Below are 17,826 nucleotides of genomic sequence, written 5' to 3' on the forward strand. Positions count from 1 at the left end.
CCGTTCAGTCTTTCACGTCGTCGTCCGCCGGTTCGAGGGAGTCGGGCTCGTCGGCGAGGTGCCGGTGCTCGATGCGCTCGAGCACCTTCTTGCCGATGAAGACGAGGAGGAGGAAGACGACGATGATGCCGACGAACACGTAGCCGGCGTAATGGATCCGATCGGCGAGCTCGCGATACGTGCCCGCGGCGGTCGCCGCGACCGTGATGTAGAGGCCCGCCCACACGAGGCACGCGGGCGCCGTCCATGCGAGGAAGCGACGGTAGCGGTACCCGGCCATGCCGACGGTGAGCGGCACGAGCGAGTGCAGGACGGGCAGGAAACGCGACAGGAAGATCGCCGGGCCCCCGCGGCGCCGCAGGTACCGGTCGGCGCGTTCCCAGTTGCGGTCGCCGAGCTTCTGTCCGATGCGCGAGGCGCGGATACGCGGTCCGAAATAACGGCCGAGCCAGAATCCGAGACTCTCGCCGAGGAGCGAGCCGATCACGACGGCGACACCGAGCAGGATGCCTTCGACCGGGGAGGCGATCGCGGTCCCCGCCACGATCACGATGGTGTCGCCGGGAACGATGAGGCCCAGGAGGACACTGGTCTCGAACATCATCGCCACACCGGCGACGAGCGTGCGCACCACGGGATCGACGTGCTGCACCACGTCGAGGAGCCACGTGAGGATGTCGTTCACCTCGCACAGCCTAGGACCGCGACCGCCCCCTAGCCTGGGAGCGTGCCGCGTTCTGTCTCCACGGTCGCCTCGCCGCGGTGGCGGGAGCCCGACGACGTCTTCTGCGCGCTGTTCGCCGACGCCCCGCACGCGTTCTGGCTCGACGCCGGCGCGAACGCCACAACGGGCTGGAGTTTCCTCGGGACGGGTCGGCCCGCGCCTCCCGACGCCCCCTCGGCGGTGGATGCCACCACCCCGGCCATGCACACCCCCGACGCCCCGGTCTTCCGGGGTGGATGGGTCGGCTGGGTGTCCTACGAAGGGGAGCCGGTGTGGCTGCGCGTCGACCAGCTGCTCGCGTTCGACCATGCGAGGCGTCGCGTGTGGGCCGTGTCACCCGACGCCGACGCTCTCGCCGCCGCTGCGGCGGAGGTTCCGGCAGCTCCGGCCGTACCTAGAGCGGAGCCGCGGGGAGTGGCATCCGGTCGCCATTCACCCGAGGAGTACGCCGCGCTCATCGCGGCCTGCCGCGAACGGATCGCCGACGGCGACGCCTACCAGCTCTGCCTCACCACCCGATTCACCCTCCCCGGGTCGGTCGACGCGCTGGCGGCTTTCCGACGGCTCCGCAGGAGCGCGTCCTCGCATCACGCCGGGTTCGTCCGCATCGGCGACACCGCGCTCGCGAGCGCCTCGCCGGAACGCTTCCTCGAGGTGCGCGGCGGGCGCGTGCACACGCATCCGATCAAGGGCACGCGTCCGCGGCATTCGGATCCCGCCCGGGACCGGGCTCTCGCCGAAGACCTGCGGACGGATGCCAAGGAGCGCGCCGAGAACGTCATGATCGTCGACCTCATGCGCAACGACCTCTCCCGCGTGTGCGAACCGTCGTCGGTCGCCGTCGACCGGCTGCTCGACGTCGAGACGTACCCGACAGTCCACCAGCTCGTGAGCGAGGTCTCGGGGACGCTCCGCTCCGGGACGACGATCGGTGGGCTGCTCGACGCGGCCTTCCCCGCGGGCAGCATGACCGGCGCACCCAAGGCGTCGGCGATGGACATCCTCGCAGGGCTCGAAGGGGCTCCGCGCGGCGTCTACTCCGGCACGTTCGGGTGGGTCGGCGACGACGGCGCCGCGGACCTCGCGATGGTGATCCGCAGCATCGTCGTGGAACCGGATGCCACCTGGGTCGGTGCCGGCGGAGGGATCACGTGGCGCTCGGTCGCGGCATCCGAGGTCGCCGAGGTGGGGATCAAGGCGCGGGCTCCGCTCGCGGCGCTCGGGGCCACCGTGCCGGCCGGATGGTGAGGCCCCGGCCCCTTCGGAAGCGGCCCCGCGGGGTCCGGTAGCCTGGACGTTGGCCCTCGTGGCCTCCCGACTTTCACGATTGGTCTCACCCGTGTCTCAGAACCCCTCTTCCGCGCCGTCCGCCGACGGAGGCTTCGACCCCCACGAGATCCAGGCGAAGTGGCAGCAGGCGTGGGCCGAGAAGGACCCGTTCCGCGCCGGCGGCGACGCCGACACGCGTCCGCGCAAGTACGTGCTCGCGATGTTCCCGTACCCCTCCGGCGACCTCCACATGGGGCACGCCGAGAACTACCTGTACTCGGACATCGTCGCGCGCTTCTGGCGCCACCGCGGCTACAACGTCCTCAACCCCATCGGGTGGGACTCCTTCGGCCTCCCCGCCGAGAACGCCGCGATCAAGCGCGGCGCCGACCCCGTCGAGTGGACCTACGCGAACATCGCGCAGCAGAAGGAGAGCCTGAAGGACTACGGCGTCTCGTTCGACTGGAGCCGCGTCCTCCACACGAGCGACCCCGAGTACTACCGCTGGAACCAGTGGCTGTTCCAGAAGCTGTACGAGAAGGGCCTCGCGTACCGCAAGGACGCGCTGGTCAACTGGGACCCGGTCGACCAGACGGTGCTCGCCAACGAGCAGGTGCTGCCCGACGGCACGAGCGAGCGCAGCGGCGCCGTCGTCGTCAAGAAGAAGCTGACGCAGTGGTTCCTGCGGATCACCGACTACGCCGACCGTCTGCTCGACGACCTCAACCAGCTCGAGGGCTTCTGGCCGCAGAAGGTCATCCAGATGCAGCGCAACTGGATCGGCCGCTCCGTCGGTGCCGACATCGAGTTCGAGATCGAGGGCCGCGCCGACAAGATCACGGTCTTCTCCACGCGTCCCGACACGCTCCACGGTGCGACGTTCTTCGTCGTGGCGCCCGAGTCCGACCTCGCGGCCGAGCTCGCGGCATCCGCCGACATCGAGATCCGGCAGAAGTTCCAGGCGTACCTGCAAGAGGTGCAGCGCGCGACCGACATCGAGCGGCAGGCGACCGATCGTCCGAAGACCGGAGTGTTCCTCGGTCACTACGCGATCAACCCGATCAACGGCGAGAAGCTGCCGATCTGGGCCGCCGACTACGTGCTGGCCGACTACGGTCACGGCGCGGTCATGGCCGTGCCCGCGCACGACCAGCGCGACCTCGACTTCGCGCGGGCGTTCGACCTCCCCGTGAAGGTCGTCGTCGACACGAACGCCCCGGTGACGGGCGCGATCCCCGTGATCGAGGTCGACGAGGACGGCGTGCCGATCGACCCGCTCGGCGACGTCGACGACCTCGACCCCGTGAAGACCGGCGTCGCGCTGACGGGTGAGGGACGCCTCATCAACTCCGGGTCGCTCAACGGCCTGTCCAAGCGCAACGCGATCGCGCGCATGATCGAGGAGCTCGAGGCGAAGGGCGTCGGCCGCGCCGCCAAGACGTACCGTCTGCGCGACTGGCTCATCTCGCGTCAGCGGTACTGGGGCACGCCGATCCCGATGCTGCACGCCGAGGACGGCAGCATCGTGCCCGTGCCCGCGGACGAGCTGCCCGTCGTGCTGCCGTCGGTCGAGGGCCTCGACCTCAAGCCCAAGGGCTCGTCGCCGCTGGGAGCTGCGACCGAATGGGTGGAGGTCATCGACCCCGAGACCGGGCAGAAGATGCTGCGCGACCCCGACACGATGGACACGTTCGTCGACAGCTCGTGGTACTTCCTGCGCTTCCTCTCGCCGAACGACCCGAACGAGGCGTTCTCGCTGCCCGAGGCCCGCAAGTGGGGTCCCGTCGACTTCTACATCGGCGGTGTCGAGCACGCGATCCTGCACCTGCTCTACGCGCGCTTCATCACGAAGGCGCTGTTCGACATGGGCCTGGTGGAGTTCACCGAGCCGTTCTCGAGCCTGATCAACCAGGGCATGGTGATCCTCGACGGCGCCAAGATGTCGAAGAGCAAGGGCAACCTCGTGCTCTTCCAGGAGGAGCTCGACGCCCACGGCGCCGACGCGCTGCGCGTCGCGCTGGCGTTCGCCGGTCCGGTGGAGGACGACAAGGACTGGAACGACGTCTCGACCACGGGTGCGGCAAAGTTCCTCGCCCGCGCGCTCCGCATCGCGCACGAGGTCGACAGCCCCACCGACGTGGTGTGGGCCGAGGGTGACGCGGCGCTCCGCCGCATCACACACCGCCTTCTCGCCGAGGCGCCGAACCTCGTCGAGCAGACGAAGTTCAACGTCGTCGTCGCGCGCCTCATGGAGCTGGTCAACGCCACCCGCAAGGCCATCGACGGCTCGGCCGGTGCGAGCGACCCGGCCGTCCGCGAGGCCGCCGAGGTCATCGCGATGACCCTCGACCTCTTCGCCCCGCACACCGCCGAGGAGATGTGGCAGACGCTCGGATACGACGGCTTCGTCGGCCTCGTGACCTGGCGCCAGGCCGACCCGACGCTGCTCGTCGAAGACACCGTCACCGCCGTGGTGCAGATCGATGGCAAGGTCCGCGGCACGATCGAGGTCTCGGCCAAGATCGGCGCCGACGCGCTCGAGGCCGCCGCCCGCGCCGACGAGAAGGTGCGCCGCGCGCTCGGCGACCGCGAGATCGTGCGTGCTGTCGTGCGTCCGCCGAAGGTGGTCAGCTTCTCGACGAAGTAGTACTTCGTTCCGGATGCCACGCCCCTGACGCTTCGCAGAGCGTCTGGGCGTGGCATCCGTCGTTCACGGACGTGCCAGGGTGTACTCGGTGCCGGAGCGCGTGCGTTCGATGAGGCCCTCGTCGACCAGGTAGCGGCGGATCGCGGCGACGTCGTCGACGACGGTGCTGAGGCGTTCGTTGATCTCCGGTTCGGTGAGGCGTTCGCCCTCGGCGAGGATCCGGGATGCGACGGTTGCGAGGACTTCGCGCCGATCGCCGGCGCGCGAGGGATAGTCCGTGAGACGGCCGTCGGTGAAGAATCGGTCGGCGCCCGTCGGACGCGCAGGGCGAGGGGCTGCGGCCAGGGCGTCGGTGAAGACCGTGGCGGAGGCGACGTGACCGTTGGCGGTCGCGACGAGGAGGCCGGCCGACGTGAGTGCGGCGGTGACTCGGCGGGCGCGCGACGGGGTCAGCGCAGCCAGGACGGGGGCGAGCGGCTCGCCGAGCACGACACGCGCGTAGGCCTCGCGAGCGACGTCGTCGGAGAGGGCGGCGAGGATCGCGCGCCAGGCGTTCTCGTTCATCGCTCCAGGCTAAGCGGGGGTCCTCCCCAACGGCGGGATCGGGGCGGTTGTCCACCGTTCGCGCGTTGGCGTCCGCGCGCTCTCTTCCCGACTTCGTAACGTGCTGGCGTGACCACCGATCCCGAACCCGAGCAGCCCGCGCCGCGGCTCGCTCCGCGTCGGCGGCTGGGCGTGGGCGCGGTGATCGTTCTCGTGCTGCTGGCGTTCGCGATCACGGTGGGGATCGGGATCTTCCGCGGGGCCACCGGCGCCGAGACCGTGACGGCGGAGCCGACGCCGAGCGGCAACGTGAGCGCCGCGACGGGTGCGGGAGTGTACGTGCACGTCGCGGGGGCGGTCCGCGCCGCCGGTCTCTACCGTCTCGAGGTCGGCGATCGGGTGGCGGATGCCATCGCCCGCGCGGGTGGATTCGCGGACGACGCTGCGCGCGACGGCGTGAACCTCGCCCGCACGGTGACCGACGGCGAGCAGATCGTCGTGCCGGTCGCGGGGGCGACGCCGGTTCCTGCGGCACCGGGCGGCACGGCAGCCGGGGGAGCAACAGGCCCCCTCGACCTCAACACGGCGACACGCGAGCAGCTCGACGCGTTGCCGAGGATCGGGCCGGCGCTGGCCGATCGCATCCTCGCGTGGCGCGAGCAGAACGGGCGGTTCACGAGCGTCGACGACCTCGGATCGGTGCCGGGGATCGGCGACAAGATGCTCGCGAGCCTGCGGGACCTGGTGCGCGTATGAGCGAGCGACGGGCGCTCCGACGGCGAGCGTGGCGGCCGGTCGCCGTGGCGGGGGTGACGTGGGTAGGGGCGGCGGTGGCGACCGTCGCGCCAAACGCGGGGATGCTCGCGCTCGTCCTGTGTGTGGCTGCGGGACTGTCGGTGGCGCTGTTCGCGCGGTGGCGGCATCCCTTCGTGATGGTGGCGGCGGTCTCTCTGGCGTGCGCCGCTGCCAGCGCAGGCACGGTTGCGACGCTCCAACCCACGCGTGACGGGATGGCTCGGCTCGAGGTCGCCGGCGGCCGCCACGTGCGCGTGACGGCAACGGTCACGGGACACCTGTCGACCGGCCCCGACGGCGGCGGCTGGTTCGACGCGACCGTCTCCTCGGTGACCGCCGGCAGCACGACCGTGACGGGCGCGATCCCCGCGCGGATCGGAGTGGATGCCGCTGGACGCGGGCGTCTGTCCGCTGTCGGCCCGGGCAGCGAGGTGGTGGTGGCGGGGCGAGGGATTCCGTCCGACCCGGCGGAGCGGGCGATTCTCGTGCTCCGCGCGACCGACATCGAGCGTGCACCCCAACCCGAAGGCGCCTGGGCGGTCTTCGAGGGCCTGCGCGACGGGCTGGTCGCCTCGACGCGGGGATTGCCGCAGCCGGGCGCGGGGCTCGTCCCGGGGCTCGCCGTCGGCGACACGTCGAGTCTCGACGCGGCGACCGAGGCCGCGATGAACGCCTCCTCGCTCTCGCACCTGACGGCGGTATCGGGGGCGAACTGCGCGCTCGTCGTGGGCGCGGCGTTCGCGCTGCTGGCACTGTGCGGGGTGCGGCGCTGGATCCGGGTCGTCGGTGCGCTGCTCGTGCTCGCAGGATTCGTCGCTCTCGTGACGCCCGAGCCCAGCGTGGTCCGAGCCGCGGCGATGAGCGCGATCGGCATCCTCGCGCTCGGTCTCGGCCGCCCCCTGGTGGGCGTCGCCGTCCTGGCCGCCGCGGTGACGGTCCTGCTGATCGGCGACCCGTGGCTGTGCCGGTCGCTCGGGTTCGCGCTGTCCACGGCGGCCACCGCGGCGCTCCTGGTGCTGGCGAAGCCCCTCGCCGATGGACTCGCGAGATGGATGCCCTCCCGCCTCGCGCTCGCCCTCGCGGTGCCGACCGCGGCGCAGCTCGTCTGCGGCCCGCTCATCGTCCTCATCGATCCCCACGTCCCGCTCCTCGGGATCGCGGCGAACCTTCTCGCGGACCCCGCCGCCGCACCGGCGACGATCGCGGGGGTCCTCGCCTGCATCGCGCCGATCCCGTGGGTGCGTGACGGTCTGTCGGCACTGGCGTGGATCCCCGCCGCGTGGATCGCCGGGGTCGCGCACACCACGGCCTCGGCCACCGCGCAGAACCTGCCCTGGCCGGACGGTCCGTTCGGCGCGATCCTGCTCGCGGTCGTCGGCGGCGCGGTCGCGGTGGCCATCGCCCGGCCGCAGCGCGTGCCTCGCCTGACCGCCCTCGCGACCATCGTGGTGGCCGTCCTCGTCGGAGCGGTCGGCGGCACGAGCGCGATCCGGACGGTCGCCGGACCACTGACCGTCCCGACCGCGTGGCAGGTCGCGATGTGCGACGTCGGCCAGGGGGATGCCACGCTGTGGCGCTCCGGATCCGAGGTCGCCCTCGTCGACACGGGACCCGACCCCGAGCCGCTCGCGGCGTGTCTGCAGACGCTCGGCATCGACCACCTCGATCTCGTCGTCCTGACCCACTTCGACAAGGACCACGTGGGTGGATCCGCGGCGGTTGTCGGTCGCGCGAGCGTCGTGCTCCACGGGCCGACCGGAGAGGCTGCGGACCAGCGGCTGCTCGATCGGTTCGTCGGAGGCGGCGCACGGGTGGTCCTCGCGACGATGGGGATGACCGGGACCATCGGCGACACCCGATGGCAGGCACTCGGGCCGCTTCCCGGGATGGAGCCGGGCAACGACGCGAGCGTCGCGATCGACATCACGGGTCCGGGATTCCCGCACACCGTGATGCTCGGCGACCTGGGCGAGGCGCCACAAGCCGCGCTGCTCCGCCGCGTCGACATCTCCCCGGTCGAGGTCGTCAAGGTCGCGCACCACGGCAGCGCCGACCAGGATCCCGACCTGTATCGCCGACTCCACGCGGCGGTAGGGCTCATCGGCGTCGGAGCCGACAACAGCTACGGGCATCCGACAGCGCGGCTGCTCGACATCCTGCGGCAGAACGGAACGGTGGCCGCCCGCACCGACCAGGGCGGCATCCTTGCGGTATGGCACGACGACGAGGGGGAGCTGACGCTGTGGCGGGAGAAGCCACCGTGACACGCGGTCGAGGGCGGCGTCTCTGGCGTATCCAGGCGCGCACGGCCGCTCTCGTGGGCCGCCCCGCCCGTGCCGGTCCCGGCATCCGTGTCCGACCCGGTCGGTAGGCTGGGGGAGTGACCCCGGCACCCCGACGCTCCGCCCCCGCGAAGGCGAAGTCGGCCATCCCGCAGATCGGCTGGCGCACCCCGCAGCCCGCCCCGATCGTGTTGGTCTCCGGTCCCGAAGAGGTCTGCGCCGAACGCGCGATCGCGGGTGTCCGCGACTACCTCAAGAGCGAGGATCCCAGCCTCGAGGTCACCGATGTCCGCGCCGACGACTACACGGCCGGAACGCTCCTCGCGGTGACCTCACCGTCGCTGTTCGGCGAGCCGCGGCTCGTCCGTGTCGGGGGCGTCGAGAAGTGCTCCGACACCTTCCTCACCGAGGCGCTCGCGTACCTCGAGCACCCGCAGGACGGCGCCACGGTCATCCTCCGGCATACCGGCGCGAGCGTGCGGGGCAAGAAGCTTCTGGATGCCATCCGCGCGGGACAGGGGAGCGGCATCGAGATCGCGTGCCCCGCGATCAAGCGCGACTCCGACCGCTTCGACTTCGCGGTCGGCGAGTTCAAGGCCGCGCAGAAGAAGATCGCCCCGGTCGCCCTGCGTTCGCTCGTCTCGGCGTTCGCGGACGACCTCACCGAGCTCGCGGCCGCGTGCCAGCAGCTCATCGCCGACGTCCCCGGCGACATCGACGAGCGCACCGTCGAGCGGTATTACGGCGGCCGTGTCGAGACCTCCGCGTTCACGGTCGCGGACACGGCGATCGCCGGGCACTACGGGCAAGCGCTTCTCGCGCTGCGCCATGCCCTGGCATCCGGAGCCGATCCCGTTCCGCTTGTCGCGGCCGTGGCGATGAAGCTGCGGACGATGGCGCGCGTCGCGGGCAACCGCGAGTCGTCCGGCGCACTGGCCCAGCGCCTGGGCATGAAGGATTGGCAGGTCGACCGCGCGCGCCGCGACCTCGTCGGGTGGAGCGCTGCCACGCTCGGGATGGCGATCCATGCGACCGCCCGAGCGGATGCGGAGGTCAAGGGCGCCTCGCGCGACGCGGTCTTCGCCCTCGAGCGGATGATCACGATCATCGCGACCCGCCAGCCCTACGGCCGCTGAGCCACTGCGAATCGCCTTGCGCTCCGGCGACCGCCCTGGACGCTGGTTCCCTTGCCACGGGCATCACGCTCCGATGGCCCGCCCTCACGGGAGGAGATTCCGCGAAGGGAGGACGGAACCGCGCTCCCGCCTCCTCCGCTCCCGGAATCTCCTCCGCTCGCGGGGCGCGACCGCCGCGAAGACCCGCGAAATCACGGGCCCAGCCGCCATCGCGCCAACCCCGCCCTCACGGGAGGAGATTCCGCGAAGGGAGGACAGGACCGCGCTCCCGCCTCCTCCGCTCCCAGGATCTCCTCCGCTCGCGGGGCGCGACCGCCGCGAACCCCAGCGTGGCAGCTCACCGCACACCCCCTTGCACGCTCGAGAAATGACGAAGCCCGCCCCGCGGTGCGGGACGGGCTGTCGAAAGGATGCGGCTCAGAGAGCGGCGACCTGCTTCGCGATGGCCGACTTGCGGTTCGCGGCCTGGTTGGCGTGGATGACGCCCTTGCTCACGGCCTTATCGAGCTTCTTGCCGGCCTGGACGAGCGCCTTCTCGGCGGCTTCCTTGTCACCGGCGAGGACGGCCTCGCGCGTGCGGCGCACGTGCGTCTTGAGCTCGCTCTTGACGGCCTTGTTGCGCTCGCGCGCCTTCTCGTTGGTCTTGTTGCGCTTGATCTGCGACTTGATGTTCGCCACGTCGACGGTCTTTCGTTTGAGTGAGTGTTGGAAGTGCCGGGCGAGCGGTAGAGGGGCGCTGCACCGGCGGTCGTGGAGGTCGGGAAAAACCCCACACGCAAGCCAAGGACCGAGTCTATCAGGTCGAGGCTTCCACCGTGGTGAGCGCCACGTCCAGCAGCGCGTTGAACACCCGGGGCCGCATCGCCGTGACCAGGTGCGTCGTCCGGGGCACCACGATCAGCTCGGCATCCCGCGCGATCGACAGGAACAGCTTCTCGTTCACCCGCAGCTGGTCCCACTCCCCGTTGATGAACCACAGGGGCACGTCGATCTGGCGCAGCGCGGCAAGCAGATCGAGCACGGACAACGACGCGAGGGCGGTGTCCTGCGCGTCGAACGCGTACCCGCCCGCGCCGAAGTCCGCGCGGGTCTCGGGTGGCAACGTCCGGTCGAGCACGTAGTTCGTCAGCCCGAGGCCCCGATCGGGCAGCCCGTCGAACCGCCGCGCGAGAAAGCGATACGCCGCGAGCCCCGCACCTCGGGGGATCGAGGTACAGGATGCCGCGACGAACGCCGCGACCGGCGGCGGGTCCTCCCGTCCGACGTACTCGATCGACAGCAGTCCGCCCATGGAGTGCCCCACGAGCAGGACGGGGCCGCGGGTCGCGGCATCCCGAACCGCCCGGTCGATGGTCGCGAACGCCTCGTCCAATGTGAACGTCTCACCGCGGCGCGTTCCGTGCCCCGGCAGATCGACGGCCGTGACGGGGTTCCCGCGCTCCCGCAGATGTTCGACCTGCGCGCGCCACATCGTCGCGGACGTACGGATGCCGTGCACGAGCACGACCTGGACCGTCATGGCATCCACCCTACGAACGCCGCCTTTGCGTGCGCCCCGGATCTCACCGGGGCGGCGCCGCGGACGGCGATGTCGGCCGCCGCCCGTAGAATCGACGGAACATGTCACCGCGCGCCCTGAAGCCCCTCGAGCCGTCCGCCACGCCGCCGGCGCAGATCCGCAACTTCTGCATCATCGCCCACATCGACCACGGCAAGTCGACGTTGGCCGACCGCATGCTGCAGATCACCGGCGTCGTCGCCGACCGCGACATGCGCGCGCAATACCTCGACCGCATGGACATCGAGCGCGAGCGCGGCATCACGATCAAATCCCAGGCCGTCCGCATGCCGTGGGCCGTCGACGGCGAGACGTTCGCGCTCAACATGATCGACACGCCCGGCCACGTCGACTTCACGTACGAGGTCAGCCGCTCGCTCGCCGCGTGCGAGGGCGCGATCCTCCTCGTCGACGCCGCGCAGGGCATCGAGGCGCAGACGCTCGCCAACCTCTACCTCGCGCTCGAGAACGATCTGACGATCATCCCGGTGCTGAACAAGATCGATCTTCCCGCGGCCGACCCCGACAAGTACGCGGCCGAACTCGCCGGCCTCATCGGCGGTCAGCCGGAAGACGTCCTGCGCGTGAGCGGCAAGACCGGCATGGGCGTGGAAGACCTGCTCGACCTCATCGTCGAGAAGATCCCGGCGCCGGTCGGCAAGGCCGACGCCCCCGCCCGCGCCATGATCTTCGACTCCGTGTACGACGCGTACCGGGGTGTCGTGACGTACGTCCGGATGGTCGACGGCGCGCTCTCACCGCGCGAGCGCATCCAGATGATGTCGACCACCGCGACGCACGAGCTGCTCGAGATCGGTGTGTCCAGCCCCGAGCCCGTGCCGACGAACGGTCTCGGCGTCGGCGAGGTCGGCTACCTCATCACCGGTGTGAAGGACGTCCGGCAGTCCAAGGTCGGCGACACGATCACCAACCACCGCAAGCCCGCCACCGAAGCCCTCGCGGGGTACACCGACCCGAAGCCCATGGTCTTCTCGGGCATCTACCCGATCGACGGCAGCGACTACGCCGAGCTGCGCGAAGCCCTCGACAAGCTGAAGCTCTCGGATGCCTCTCTGCAGTACGAGCCCGAGACATCGGTCGCCCTCGGCTTCGGCTTCCGCTGCGGCTTCCTCGGCCTCCTGCACCTCGAGATCATCACCGAGCGCCTCTCGCGCGAGTTCGGCCTCGACCTCATCACCACCGCCCCGTCGGTGACGTACGAGGTCACCACCGACACGGGCGAGGTCGTCTCGGTCACCAACCCGAGCGAGTACCCCGACGGGCGGGTCGCCGAGGTGTCCGAGCCCATCGTGAAGGTCGGCATCCTGCTTCCGAAGGACTACGTCGGAACGGTCATGGAACTCTGCCAGTCCCGCCGCGGCACGCTCCTCGGCATGGACTATCTCAGCGAGGACCGCGTCGAGCTCCGCTACAACATGCCCCTCGGCGAGATCGTGTTCGACTTCTTCGACCACCTCAAGAGCCGCACGCAGGGCTACGCGAGCCTCGACTACGAGCCCGCCGGTCAGCAGACCGCCGACCTCGTCAAGGTCGACATCCTGCTGCAGGGCGAGAAGGTGGATGCCTTCAGCTCGATCGTCCACCGCGAGAAGGCCTACAGCTACGGCACGATGATGACCGAGCGGCTCCGCAAGCTCATCCCGCGCCAGCAGTTCGAGGTGCCCATCCAGGCCGCGATCGGCGCGCGCATCATCGCTCGCGAGAACATCCGCGCCATCCGCAAGGACGTCTTGGCCAAGTGCTACGGCGGTGACATCACCCGCAAGCGCAAGCTTCTCGAGAAGCAGAAAGAGGGCAAGAAGCGCATGAAGATGGTGGGCCGGGTCGAGGTGCCGCAGGAGGCGTTCATCGCCGCTCTGTCCGGCGACGTCGAGGGCAAGAAGTAGCGACGCCCACCGTCCTCCCATCCGGGGAGAGGAGACTGGACACCATGCGCCGGCAGAACTTCACCGACGACACGGTCGACTACGCAGCGGTCGGCGCCACGCAGGCGCACGACCTCATGCAGTATCCGCCGGAGTACTCCGTGCCCGCGGAAGACGCGTGGCGGATCGGCAGCGGCGAGGAGCGGTTCGCGGCGGCCAGCGAGCTGCTGCTGTCGTGGGCGCCGCTCCGGTCCGAGGAACTGAGTATCACGGACGTCCGCCCGGCGACCGACAGCGGGTACACCGGCGTCGGCTTCGACGCCGAGGGCGCCCCCATCGCGCCGAGCCGCCTCGAGTCCGAGCAGCGGTTCGCCCCCGACGGCACCCCGTTCGTCAGCCCGGGCACGAGCGTGCGCGTGCACGGGAAGGTCGACGGCCACCGCGCCGACGGCCACCTGCGCGTGATCTCGGTGTTCGAAGAGCCCCGCCGTGTCGGCTACATCCTCGGCACCGTCGGACACTCCATCGTGAGCGGCGAGGAGCTGTTCGCCATCGAGTGGCGCGACAACGACGAGGTGTGGTTCGTCGTACGCGCGTTCGACCGCCCCACCGCGCCGTCGTACCGCGTGTTCCTCGGTCTCGTGCGCCGTCGCCGTCGCGCGCTGTTCCAGCGGTACCTGCGGGCGATCTCACCGCTGTACACGTCCTGATGGGCGGACCGCTCCCGCTCGGCGACCCGGCCCCCGTCGACGGGCGACTGCCCGACGACCTGCCGCTCGATCCCACCGCCGACTTCGGCGTGTACCTGCACGTCCCGTTCTGCCGCGTCCGCTGCGGCTACTGCGACTTCAACACCTACACGTCGAGCGAACTCCGCGGCGCGCGCCAGGAGGACTTCGCCGACACCCTCGCGGCCGAGGTGCGCCTGGCGAGTGGAGTGATGGATGCCGCGGGCGGTCGGCGGGTGGCATCCACGGTGTTCTTCGGGGGAGGCACACCCACGCTCCTCCCGCCCGGCGACCTGGCGCGGATGCTGGGCGCGGTGCGCGAGGAGTTCGGGATCGCCGATGACGCCGAGGTCACGGTCGAGGCCAACCCCGACACCGTGGACGATCGCGTCGCCGCAACGCTCGCGGCCGCCGGCGTCACCCGCCTGTCGATCGGCATGCAGTCCGCGCAGCCGCACGTGCTCGCGGTGCTCGACCGCACGCACGACCCGCGGAACGTCGCGACCGCGGTCGCCGCCGCGCGCCGCGCCGGACTCGACGTCTCGCTCGACCTCATCTACGGCGCGCCGGGGGAGTCGCTCGACGACTGGCGCGCGTCGCTCGAGACCGCGACGGCGCTGCGGCCCGACCACGTGTCCGCGTACGCGCTGATCGTCGAGGACGGCACGAAGCTCGCTCGGCAGATCCGCTCGGGCGTCGTGGCTGAGCCGTCCGACGACCTGCAGGCCGACATGTACGAGCTCGCCGACGACCTCCTCGGCGGGGCCGGGTACGACTGGTACGAGGTGTCGAACTGGGCCACCGACACGACCCACCGTTCGCGCCACAACCTCGCGTACTGGCGCGGCACGGACTGGTGGGGCTTCGGCCCGGGCGCGCACAGCCACGTCGCGGGACTCCGCTGGTGGAACGTCAAGCACCCGGCGGCGTACGCGCAGCGCCTCGCCGCGGGGGAGTCGCCGGCGGCGGCGCGCGAGCGGCCCGACGAGACCGCTCGGCGCCTCGAATCCGTGCTGCTGCGCAGCCGCATCCGCGACGGACTCCCCGTGTCCGAGCTCCTCGGCGAAGGCCGGAAGGCCGTGGCATCCCTCATCGCCGACGGCCTGGTCGAAGGACCGGATGCCGTGCGCGGGCGCATCGTGCTGACGCGCCGCGGACGACTGCTCGCCGACGCCGTCGTGCGGGCACTCACCGCCTGAGCGCGCTTCCGGCTCCGGACCGGACGGGTGCTCTAGAATTGGCACTCAGGTGACCGGAGTGCCAGAAGGAGGGAGCCGGCCATGGTATCCGAACGCGGCTTGCAGGTGCTCCGCGCGATCGTCCAGGACTACGTCGACACGCGCGAACCCGTCGGCAGCAAGGCGATCGTGGAGCGGCACGCCTTCGGGGTGTCCGCCGCGACGATCCGCAACGACATGGCACAGCTCGAGGACGAAGACCTCATCGTCGCGCCGCACACGTCGTCCGGCCGCGTGCCCACCGACAAGGGCTACCGCGTGTTCGTCGACCATCTGGCCGAGTTGCGGCCACTCTCGACGGCCCAGCGCAGCGCCATCACCTCCTTCCTCGACGAGGCCGGCGACCTCGACGACCTCCTCGCGCGGACGGTGCGGGCGCTGACGCAGCTCACCGGCCAGGTCGCGATCGTGCAGTACCCCTCGTTCGCGCGCGCCAACCTCTCGCACGTCGAGCTCGTCGCGCTCGGCGGCCCGCGCGTCCTCGTGATCCTCGTCACCGACACCGGCCGCGTCTCGCAGCGCATCGCGCTGGTGCCTTTCGAGCCGACCGAGAGCGACATCGTGCAGCTGCGCGCCCGCGTGGGGGCGCTGCTCGTGGGCCGGAGCGTCGCCGACTGCGCGCAGGCGGTCGCCACCGCGGACGGACCGCGACCCGGCAACGCGCTCGACGCGATCGCCGACGCGGTGCTCCGCGTCGTGGGCGAGGAGCTCGACGAGTTCCGCCAGGACCGGCTCGTCATGGCCGGCGCGGCGACGCTCGCGAAGCGCGAGTCCGACTTCCGCGGCAGCATCTACCCTCTTCTCGAAGCCATCGAGGAGCAGGTCACGCTGCTGCGGCTCATGAGCGAGATGGTCGCCGACGAGCAGGGGCTCTCGGCCAGCATCGGCCGCGAGAACGAACCGTTCGGCCTGGTCGAGGCATCCGTCCTCGCCAGCCGCTACGACGGCACCGCCGGCGGGGCGCGCGTGGGCCTGCTCGGTCCCACCCGCATGGACTACTCCTCGAACCTCGCGGCGGTCCGCGCCGTCGCGCACTACCTGACCCGGATGCTCGAAGACGACGACACCGCTCGTTGACGGCACCCGCACCGAAACGGATCGACCCCGCGTGAGCGGGCAGGAAGGCGATTGTGGCTGACCACTACGAGGTCCTCGGCGTCGCACGCGATGCCAGCCCCGACGAGATCAAGCGCGCGTACCGGCGTCTCGCGCGCGAACTCCACCCCGACGTCAACCCCGGCGAGGACGCGTCCGAGCGCTTCAAGCTCGTGACGCACGCGTACGACGTGCTGAGCGATGCCGAGCAGCGCCGCCGCTACGACATGGGCGGCGACCAGAATCCGTTCGGCGGCGGGGGAGCGGCCGGGTTCGGCGGCTTCAGTGACATCTTCGAGACGTTCTTCGGCGGCGCGCAGGGCGGCGGGGGTCGCGGCCCGCGTCCGCGTTCGCGGCGCGAGCGCGGCCAGGACGCCCTCGTGCGCGTGAACCTGCAGCTCGCGGACGTCGTGTTCGGCGTGCACCGCGACCTCGAGGTCGACACGGCCGTCCTGTGCGAGACGTGTCAGGGCGCCTGCACGCAGCCGGGGACCAGCGAGGTCACGTGCGACATCTGCCACGGTTCCGGTCACGTGCAGCGCACGGTCCGGAGCCTTCTCGGCAACGTCGTGACGAGCCAGCCCTGCAGCGTCTGCCAGGGCCACGGCACGACGATCCCGTACCCGTGCGGCACGTGCCAGGGCCAGGGGCGCGTGCGGGCGCGCCGCACGGTCTCGGTCGACATCCCGGCCGGCGTCGAGACGGGCCTGCGCCTGCAGCTCCCCGGTTCGGGCGAGGTCGGTCCCGCGGGAGGCCCCAACGGCGACCTGTACCTCGAGATCACGGTGGAGTCGCACGACGCCTTCAGCCGCGAGGGCGATGACCTGCTCGCAACCCTGGAGGTCTCGATGCCGGATGCCATCCTGGGAACGACCACCACCATCGAGTCGCTCGACGGCAGCGTCGACCTCGAGGTGCGCCCGGGCGTGCAGTCCGGTGATGTGCTGACGATCAAGGGACGCGGCATCACGCCGCTGCGCGGCAGCCAGCGCGGCGACCTGAAGGTCGGCGTTCACGTCGTCACCCCGACGCGCCTCGACCACAAGGAGCGCGCGCTCATCGAGGAGTTCGCCAAGCGCACGAAGGCACCCTCCCCGCGCCTCGCGGAGCACCAGCAAGGCATGTTCTCGAAGTTCCGCGACCGCTTCCGGCACTGATCGTGGCGCTGCACTTCGTCACCGACGACGCGTCGACCGCCGGTGTCGGCGACGTCGTGGTGCTCACCGGTCCCGAGGCGCACCACGCCGCCGCCGTGCGGCGCGTGCGCGTCGACGAGGCCGTGACGCTCGGCGACGGCCGCGGCGTGTGGCTCGAGGGCCTCGTCACGGCCGCCGCCCCGAAGCAGGTCGACGTGCGGATCACCGCCCGCGCCGAGGTTCCCGGCCCCTCGCCCCGCATCGTTCTCGTGCAGGCTCTCGCCAAGGGCGATCGCGACGAGCTCGCGGTGCAGGCGGCCACCGAGCTGGGCGTCGACGCGATCGTCCCCTGGCAGGCCGCACGGAGCGTCTCGCGGTGGGATGCCAAGGCCGACAAAGGCCTCGCGCGCTGGCGGACGATCGTGCGCGAGGCCGCGAAGCAGGCGCATCGCGCGTGGATCCCCGAGGTCGAGGGGGTCGCGCGGCTCGCCGACCTCGTCGCCCGCGCCGACGAGGCACTCGTACTAGTGCTGGAGCCCTCCGCCGACGAGAGGCTGACGGAACTGGCATCCGGTTCGCTCGACGGGCGCGATGTCGTTCTCGTCGTGGGGCCGGAGGGCGGGATCGCTCCCGAGGAGCTCGCCGCCCTGAGCGCCGCCGGCGCCCGTCTCGTGCGCCTGGGCGACACGGTGCTGCGCACGTCGACCGCGGGCGCCGCGGCGATCTCGGTGCTGTCGGCCGCGACCCGTCGCTGGTAGCGACGGCGCGGTCGGCCCGCCCCGGCCCGGT

General features: G+C 71.2%; 15 protein-coding genes. 11 read left to right on the plus strand and 4 right to left on the minus strand.

Annotated elements, in window-relative coordinates:
* Positions 1–4 precede the first annotated feature (4 nt).
* Positions 5–685, minus strand: coding sequence for a DedA family protein (locus AVW09_RS08790; protein WP_063257681.1), 681 nt, complete (start codon positions 683–685; stop codon positions 5–7).
* 42 nt (positions 686–727) lie between these two features.
* On the opposite strand from AVW09_RS08790, the gene pabB reads away from it, so the two are divergent.
* Positions 728–1,972, plus strand: a complete 1,245-nt coding sequence (gene pabB, locus AVW09_RS08795; RefSeq protein ID WP_063257682.1) for an aminodeoxychorismate synthase component I — start codon at positions 728–730, stop codon at positions 1,970–1,972.
* Between the two features lie 91 nt (positions 1,973–2,063).
* Complete coding sequence (gene leuS / locus AVW09_RS08800; protein ID WP_156496034.1) at positions 2,064–4,640, plus strand: leucine--tRNA ligase; 2,577 nt, start codon at positions 2,064–2,066, stop codon at positions 4,638–4,640.
* Positions 4,641–4,703: 63 nt separating this feature from the next.
* Here leuS and AVW09_RS08805 read toward each other — a convergent pair whose 3' ends face one another.
* Positions 4,704–5,204 carry a DUF2087 domain-containing protein gene (locus AVW09_RS08805; RefSeq protein WP_063257684.1) on the minus strand — a complete coding sequence of 167 codons (501 nt, stop codon included), beginning with the start codon at positions 5,202–5,204 and terminating at the stop codon, positions 4,704–4,706.
* Between the two features lie 108 nt (positions 5,205–5,312).
* Between AVW09_RS08805 and AVW09_RS08810 the strand changes: the two genes are divergently transcribed.
* The 3 genes from AVW09_RS08810 to holA all read left to right on the plus strand — a co-directional run bounded on the left by AVW09_RS08810 (position 5,313) and on the right by holA (position 9,396).
* Complete coding sequence (locus AVW09_RS08810) at positions 5,313–5,939, plus strand: helix-hairpin-helix domain-containing protein (RefSeq protein ID WP_063257685.1); 627 nt, start codon at positions 5,313–5,315, stop codon at positions 5,937–5,939.
* A gap of 74 nt (positions 5,940–6,013) precedes the next feature.
* Positions 6,014–8,242: a ComEC/Rec2 family competence protein gene (locus AVW09_RS08815; protein WP_231901801.1), complete on the plus strand. Its 2,229-nt coding sequence runs from the start codon at positions 6,014–6,016 to the stop codon at positions 8,240–8,242.
* A 116-nt stretch (positions 8,243–8,358) separates the two neighbouring features.
* Complete coding sequence (gene holA / locus AVW09_RS08820) at positions 8,359–9,396, plus strand: DNA polymerase III subunit delta (RefSeq protein WP_063257687.1); 1,038 nt, start codon at positions 8,359–8,361, stop codon at positions 9,394–9,396.
* A 417-nt stretch (positions 9,397–9,813) separates the two neighbouring features.
* Here the strand turns inward: holA and rpsT are convergent, their stop codons facing one another.
* Both rpsT and AVW09_RS08830 read right to left on the minus strand, forming a co-directional pair.
* A complete protein-coding gene (gene rpsT / locus AVW09_RS08825) occupies positions 9,814–10,074 on the minus strand; it encodes a 30S ribosomal protein S20 (RefSeq protein WP_026096043.1) in 261 nt (86 codons plus the stop codon).
* Positions 10,075–10,192: 118 nt separating this feature from the next.
* The gene (locus tag AVW09_RS08830) at positions 10,193–10,915 is read right to left on the minus strand and encodes an alpha/beta fold hydrolase (RefSeq protein ID WP_063257688.1); all 723 of its coding nucleotides are present in this window, start codon (positions 10,913–10,915) and stop codon (positions 10,193–10,195) included.
* A gap of 101 nt (positions 10,916–11,016) precedes the next feature.
* Here AVW09_RS08830 and lepA point away from each other — a divergent pair, with 101 nt between their 5' ends.
* The 6 genes from lepA (at position 11,017) to AVW09_RS08860 (ending at position 17,795) form a co-directional block, all read left to right on the plus strand.
* A complete protein-coding gene (gene lepA / locus AVW09_RS08835) occupies positions 11,017–12,861 on the plus strand; it encodes a translation elongation factor 4 (RefSeq protein ID WP_063257689.1) in 1,845 nt (614 codons plus the stop codon).
* Positions 12,862–12,905: 44 nt separating this feature from the next.
* On the plus strand, positions 12,906–13,550 hold the full coding sequence (locus AVW09_RS08840; RefSeq protein WP_063257690.1) for a DUF1990 family protein: 645 nt from the start codon (positions 12,906–12,908) through the stop codon (positions 13,548–13,550).
* Complete coding sequence (gene hemW / locus AVW09_RS08845; protein WP_063257691.1) at positions 13,550–14,767, plus strand: radical SAM family heme chaperone HemW; 1,218 nt, start codon at positions 13,550–13,552, stop codon at positions 14,765–14,767. The genes AVW09_RS08840 and hemW overlap by 1 nt, the downstream gene beginning before the upstream one ends.
* A gap of 81 nt (positions 14,768–14,848) precedes the next feature.
* Positions 14,849–15,883, plus strand: coding sequence for a heat-inducible transcriptional repressor HrcA (gene hrcA / locus AVW09_RS08850; RefSeq protein ID WP_063257692.1), 1,035 nt, complete (start codon positions 14,849–14,851; stop codon positions 15,881–15,883).
* 53 nt (positions 15,884–15,936) lie between these two features.
* Positions 15,937–17,058, plus strand: a complete 1,122-nt coding sequence (gene dnaJ / locus AVW09_RS08855; protein WP_063257693.1) for a molecular chaperone DnaJ — start codon at positions 15,937–15,939, stop codon at positions 17,056–17,058.
* Between the two features lie 2 nt (positions 17,059–17,060).
* On the plus strand, positions 17,061–17,795 hold the full coding sequence (locus AVW09_RS08860; RefSeq protein WP_063257694.1) for a 16S rRNA (uracil(1498)-N(3))-methyltransferase: 735 nt from the start codon (positions 17,061–17,063) through the stop codon (positions 17,793–17,795).
* The last annotated feature ends 31 nt before the right edge of the window (positions 17,796–17,826 follow it).

It is taken from the genome of Microbacterium sp. T32, assembly GCF_001619615.1.
GTDB lineage: Bacteria > Actinomycetota > Actinomycetes > Actinomycetales > Microbacteriaceae > Microbacterium.

Bases quoted from the DNA above. Each gene is read 5' to 3' on its own strand.
- AVW09_RS08805 (WP_063257684.1), bottom strand. From the start codon at position 5,204: ATGAACGAGAACGCCTGGCGCGCGATCCTCGCCGCCCTCTCCGACGAC.
- AVW09_RS08830 (WP_063257688.1), bottom strand. From the start codon at position 10,915: ATGACGGTCCAGGTCGTGCTCGTGCACGGCATCCGTACGTCCGCGACG.
- lepA (WP_063257689.1), top strand. From the start codon at position 11,017: ATGTCACCGCGCGCCCTGAAGCCCCTCGAGCCGTCCGCCACGCCGCCG.
- AVW09_RS08840 (WP_063257690.1), top strand. From the start codon at position 12,906: ATGCGCCGGCAGAACTTCACCGACGACACGGTCGACTACGCAGCGGTC.
- hemW (WP_063257691.1), top strand. From the start codon at position 13,550: ATGGGCGGACCGCTCCCGCTCGGCGACCCGGCCCCCGTCGACGGGCGA.
- hrcA (WP_063257692.1), top strand. From the start codon at position 14,849: ATGGTATCCGAACGCGGCTTGCAGGTGCTCCGCGCGATCGTCCAGGAC.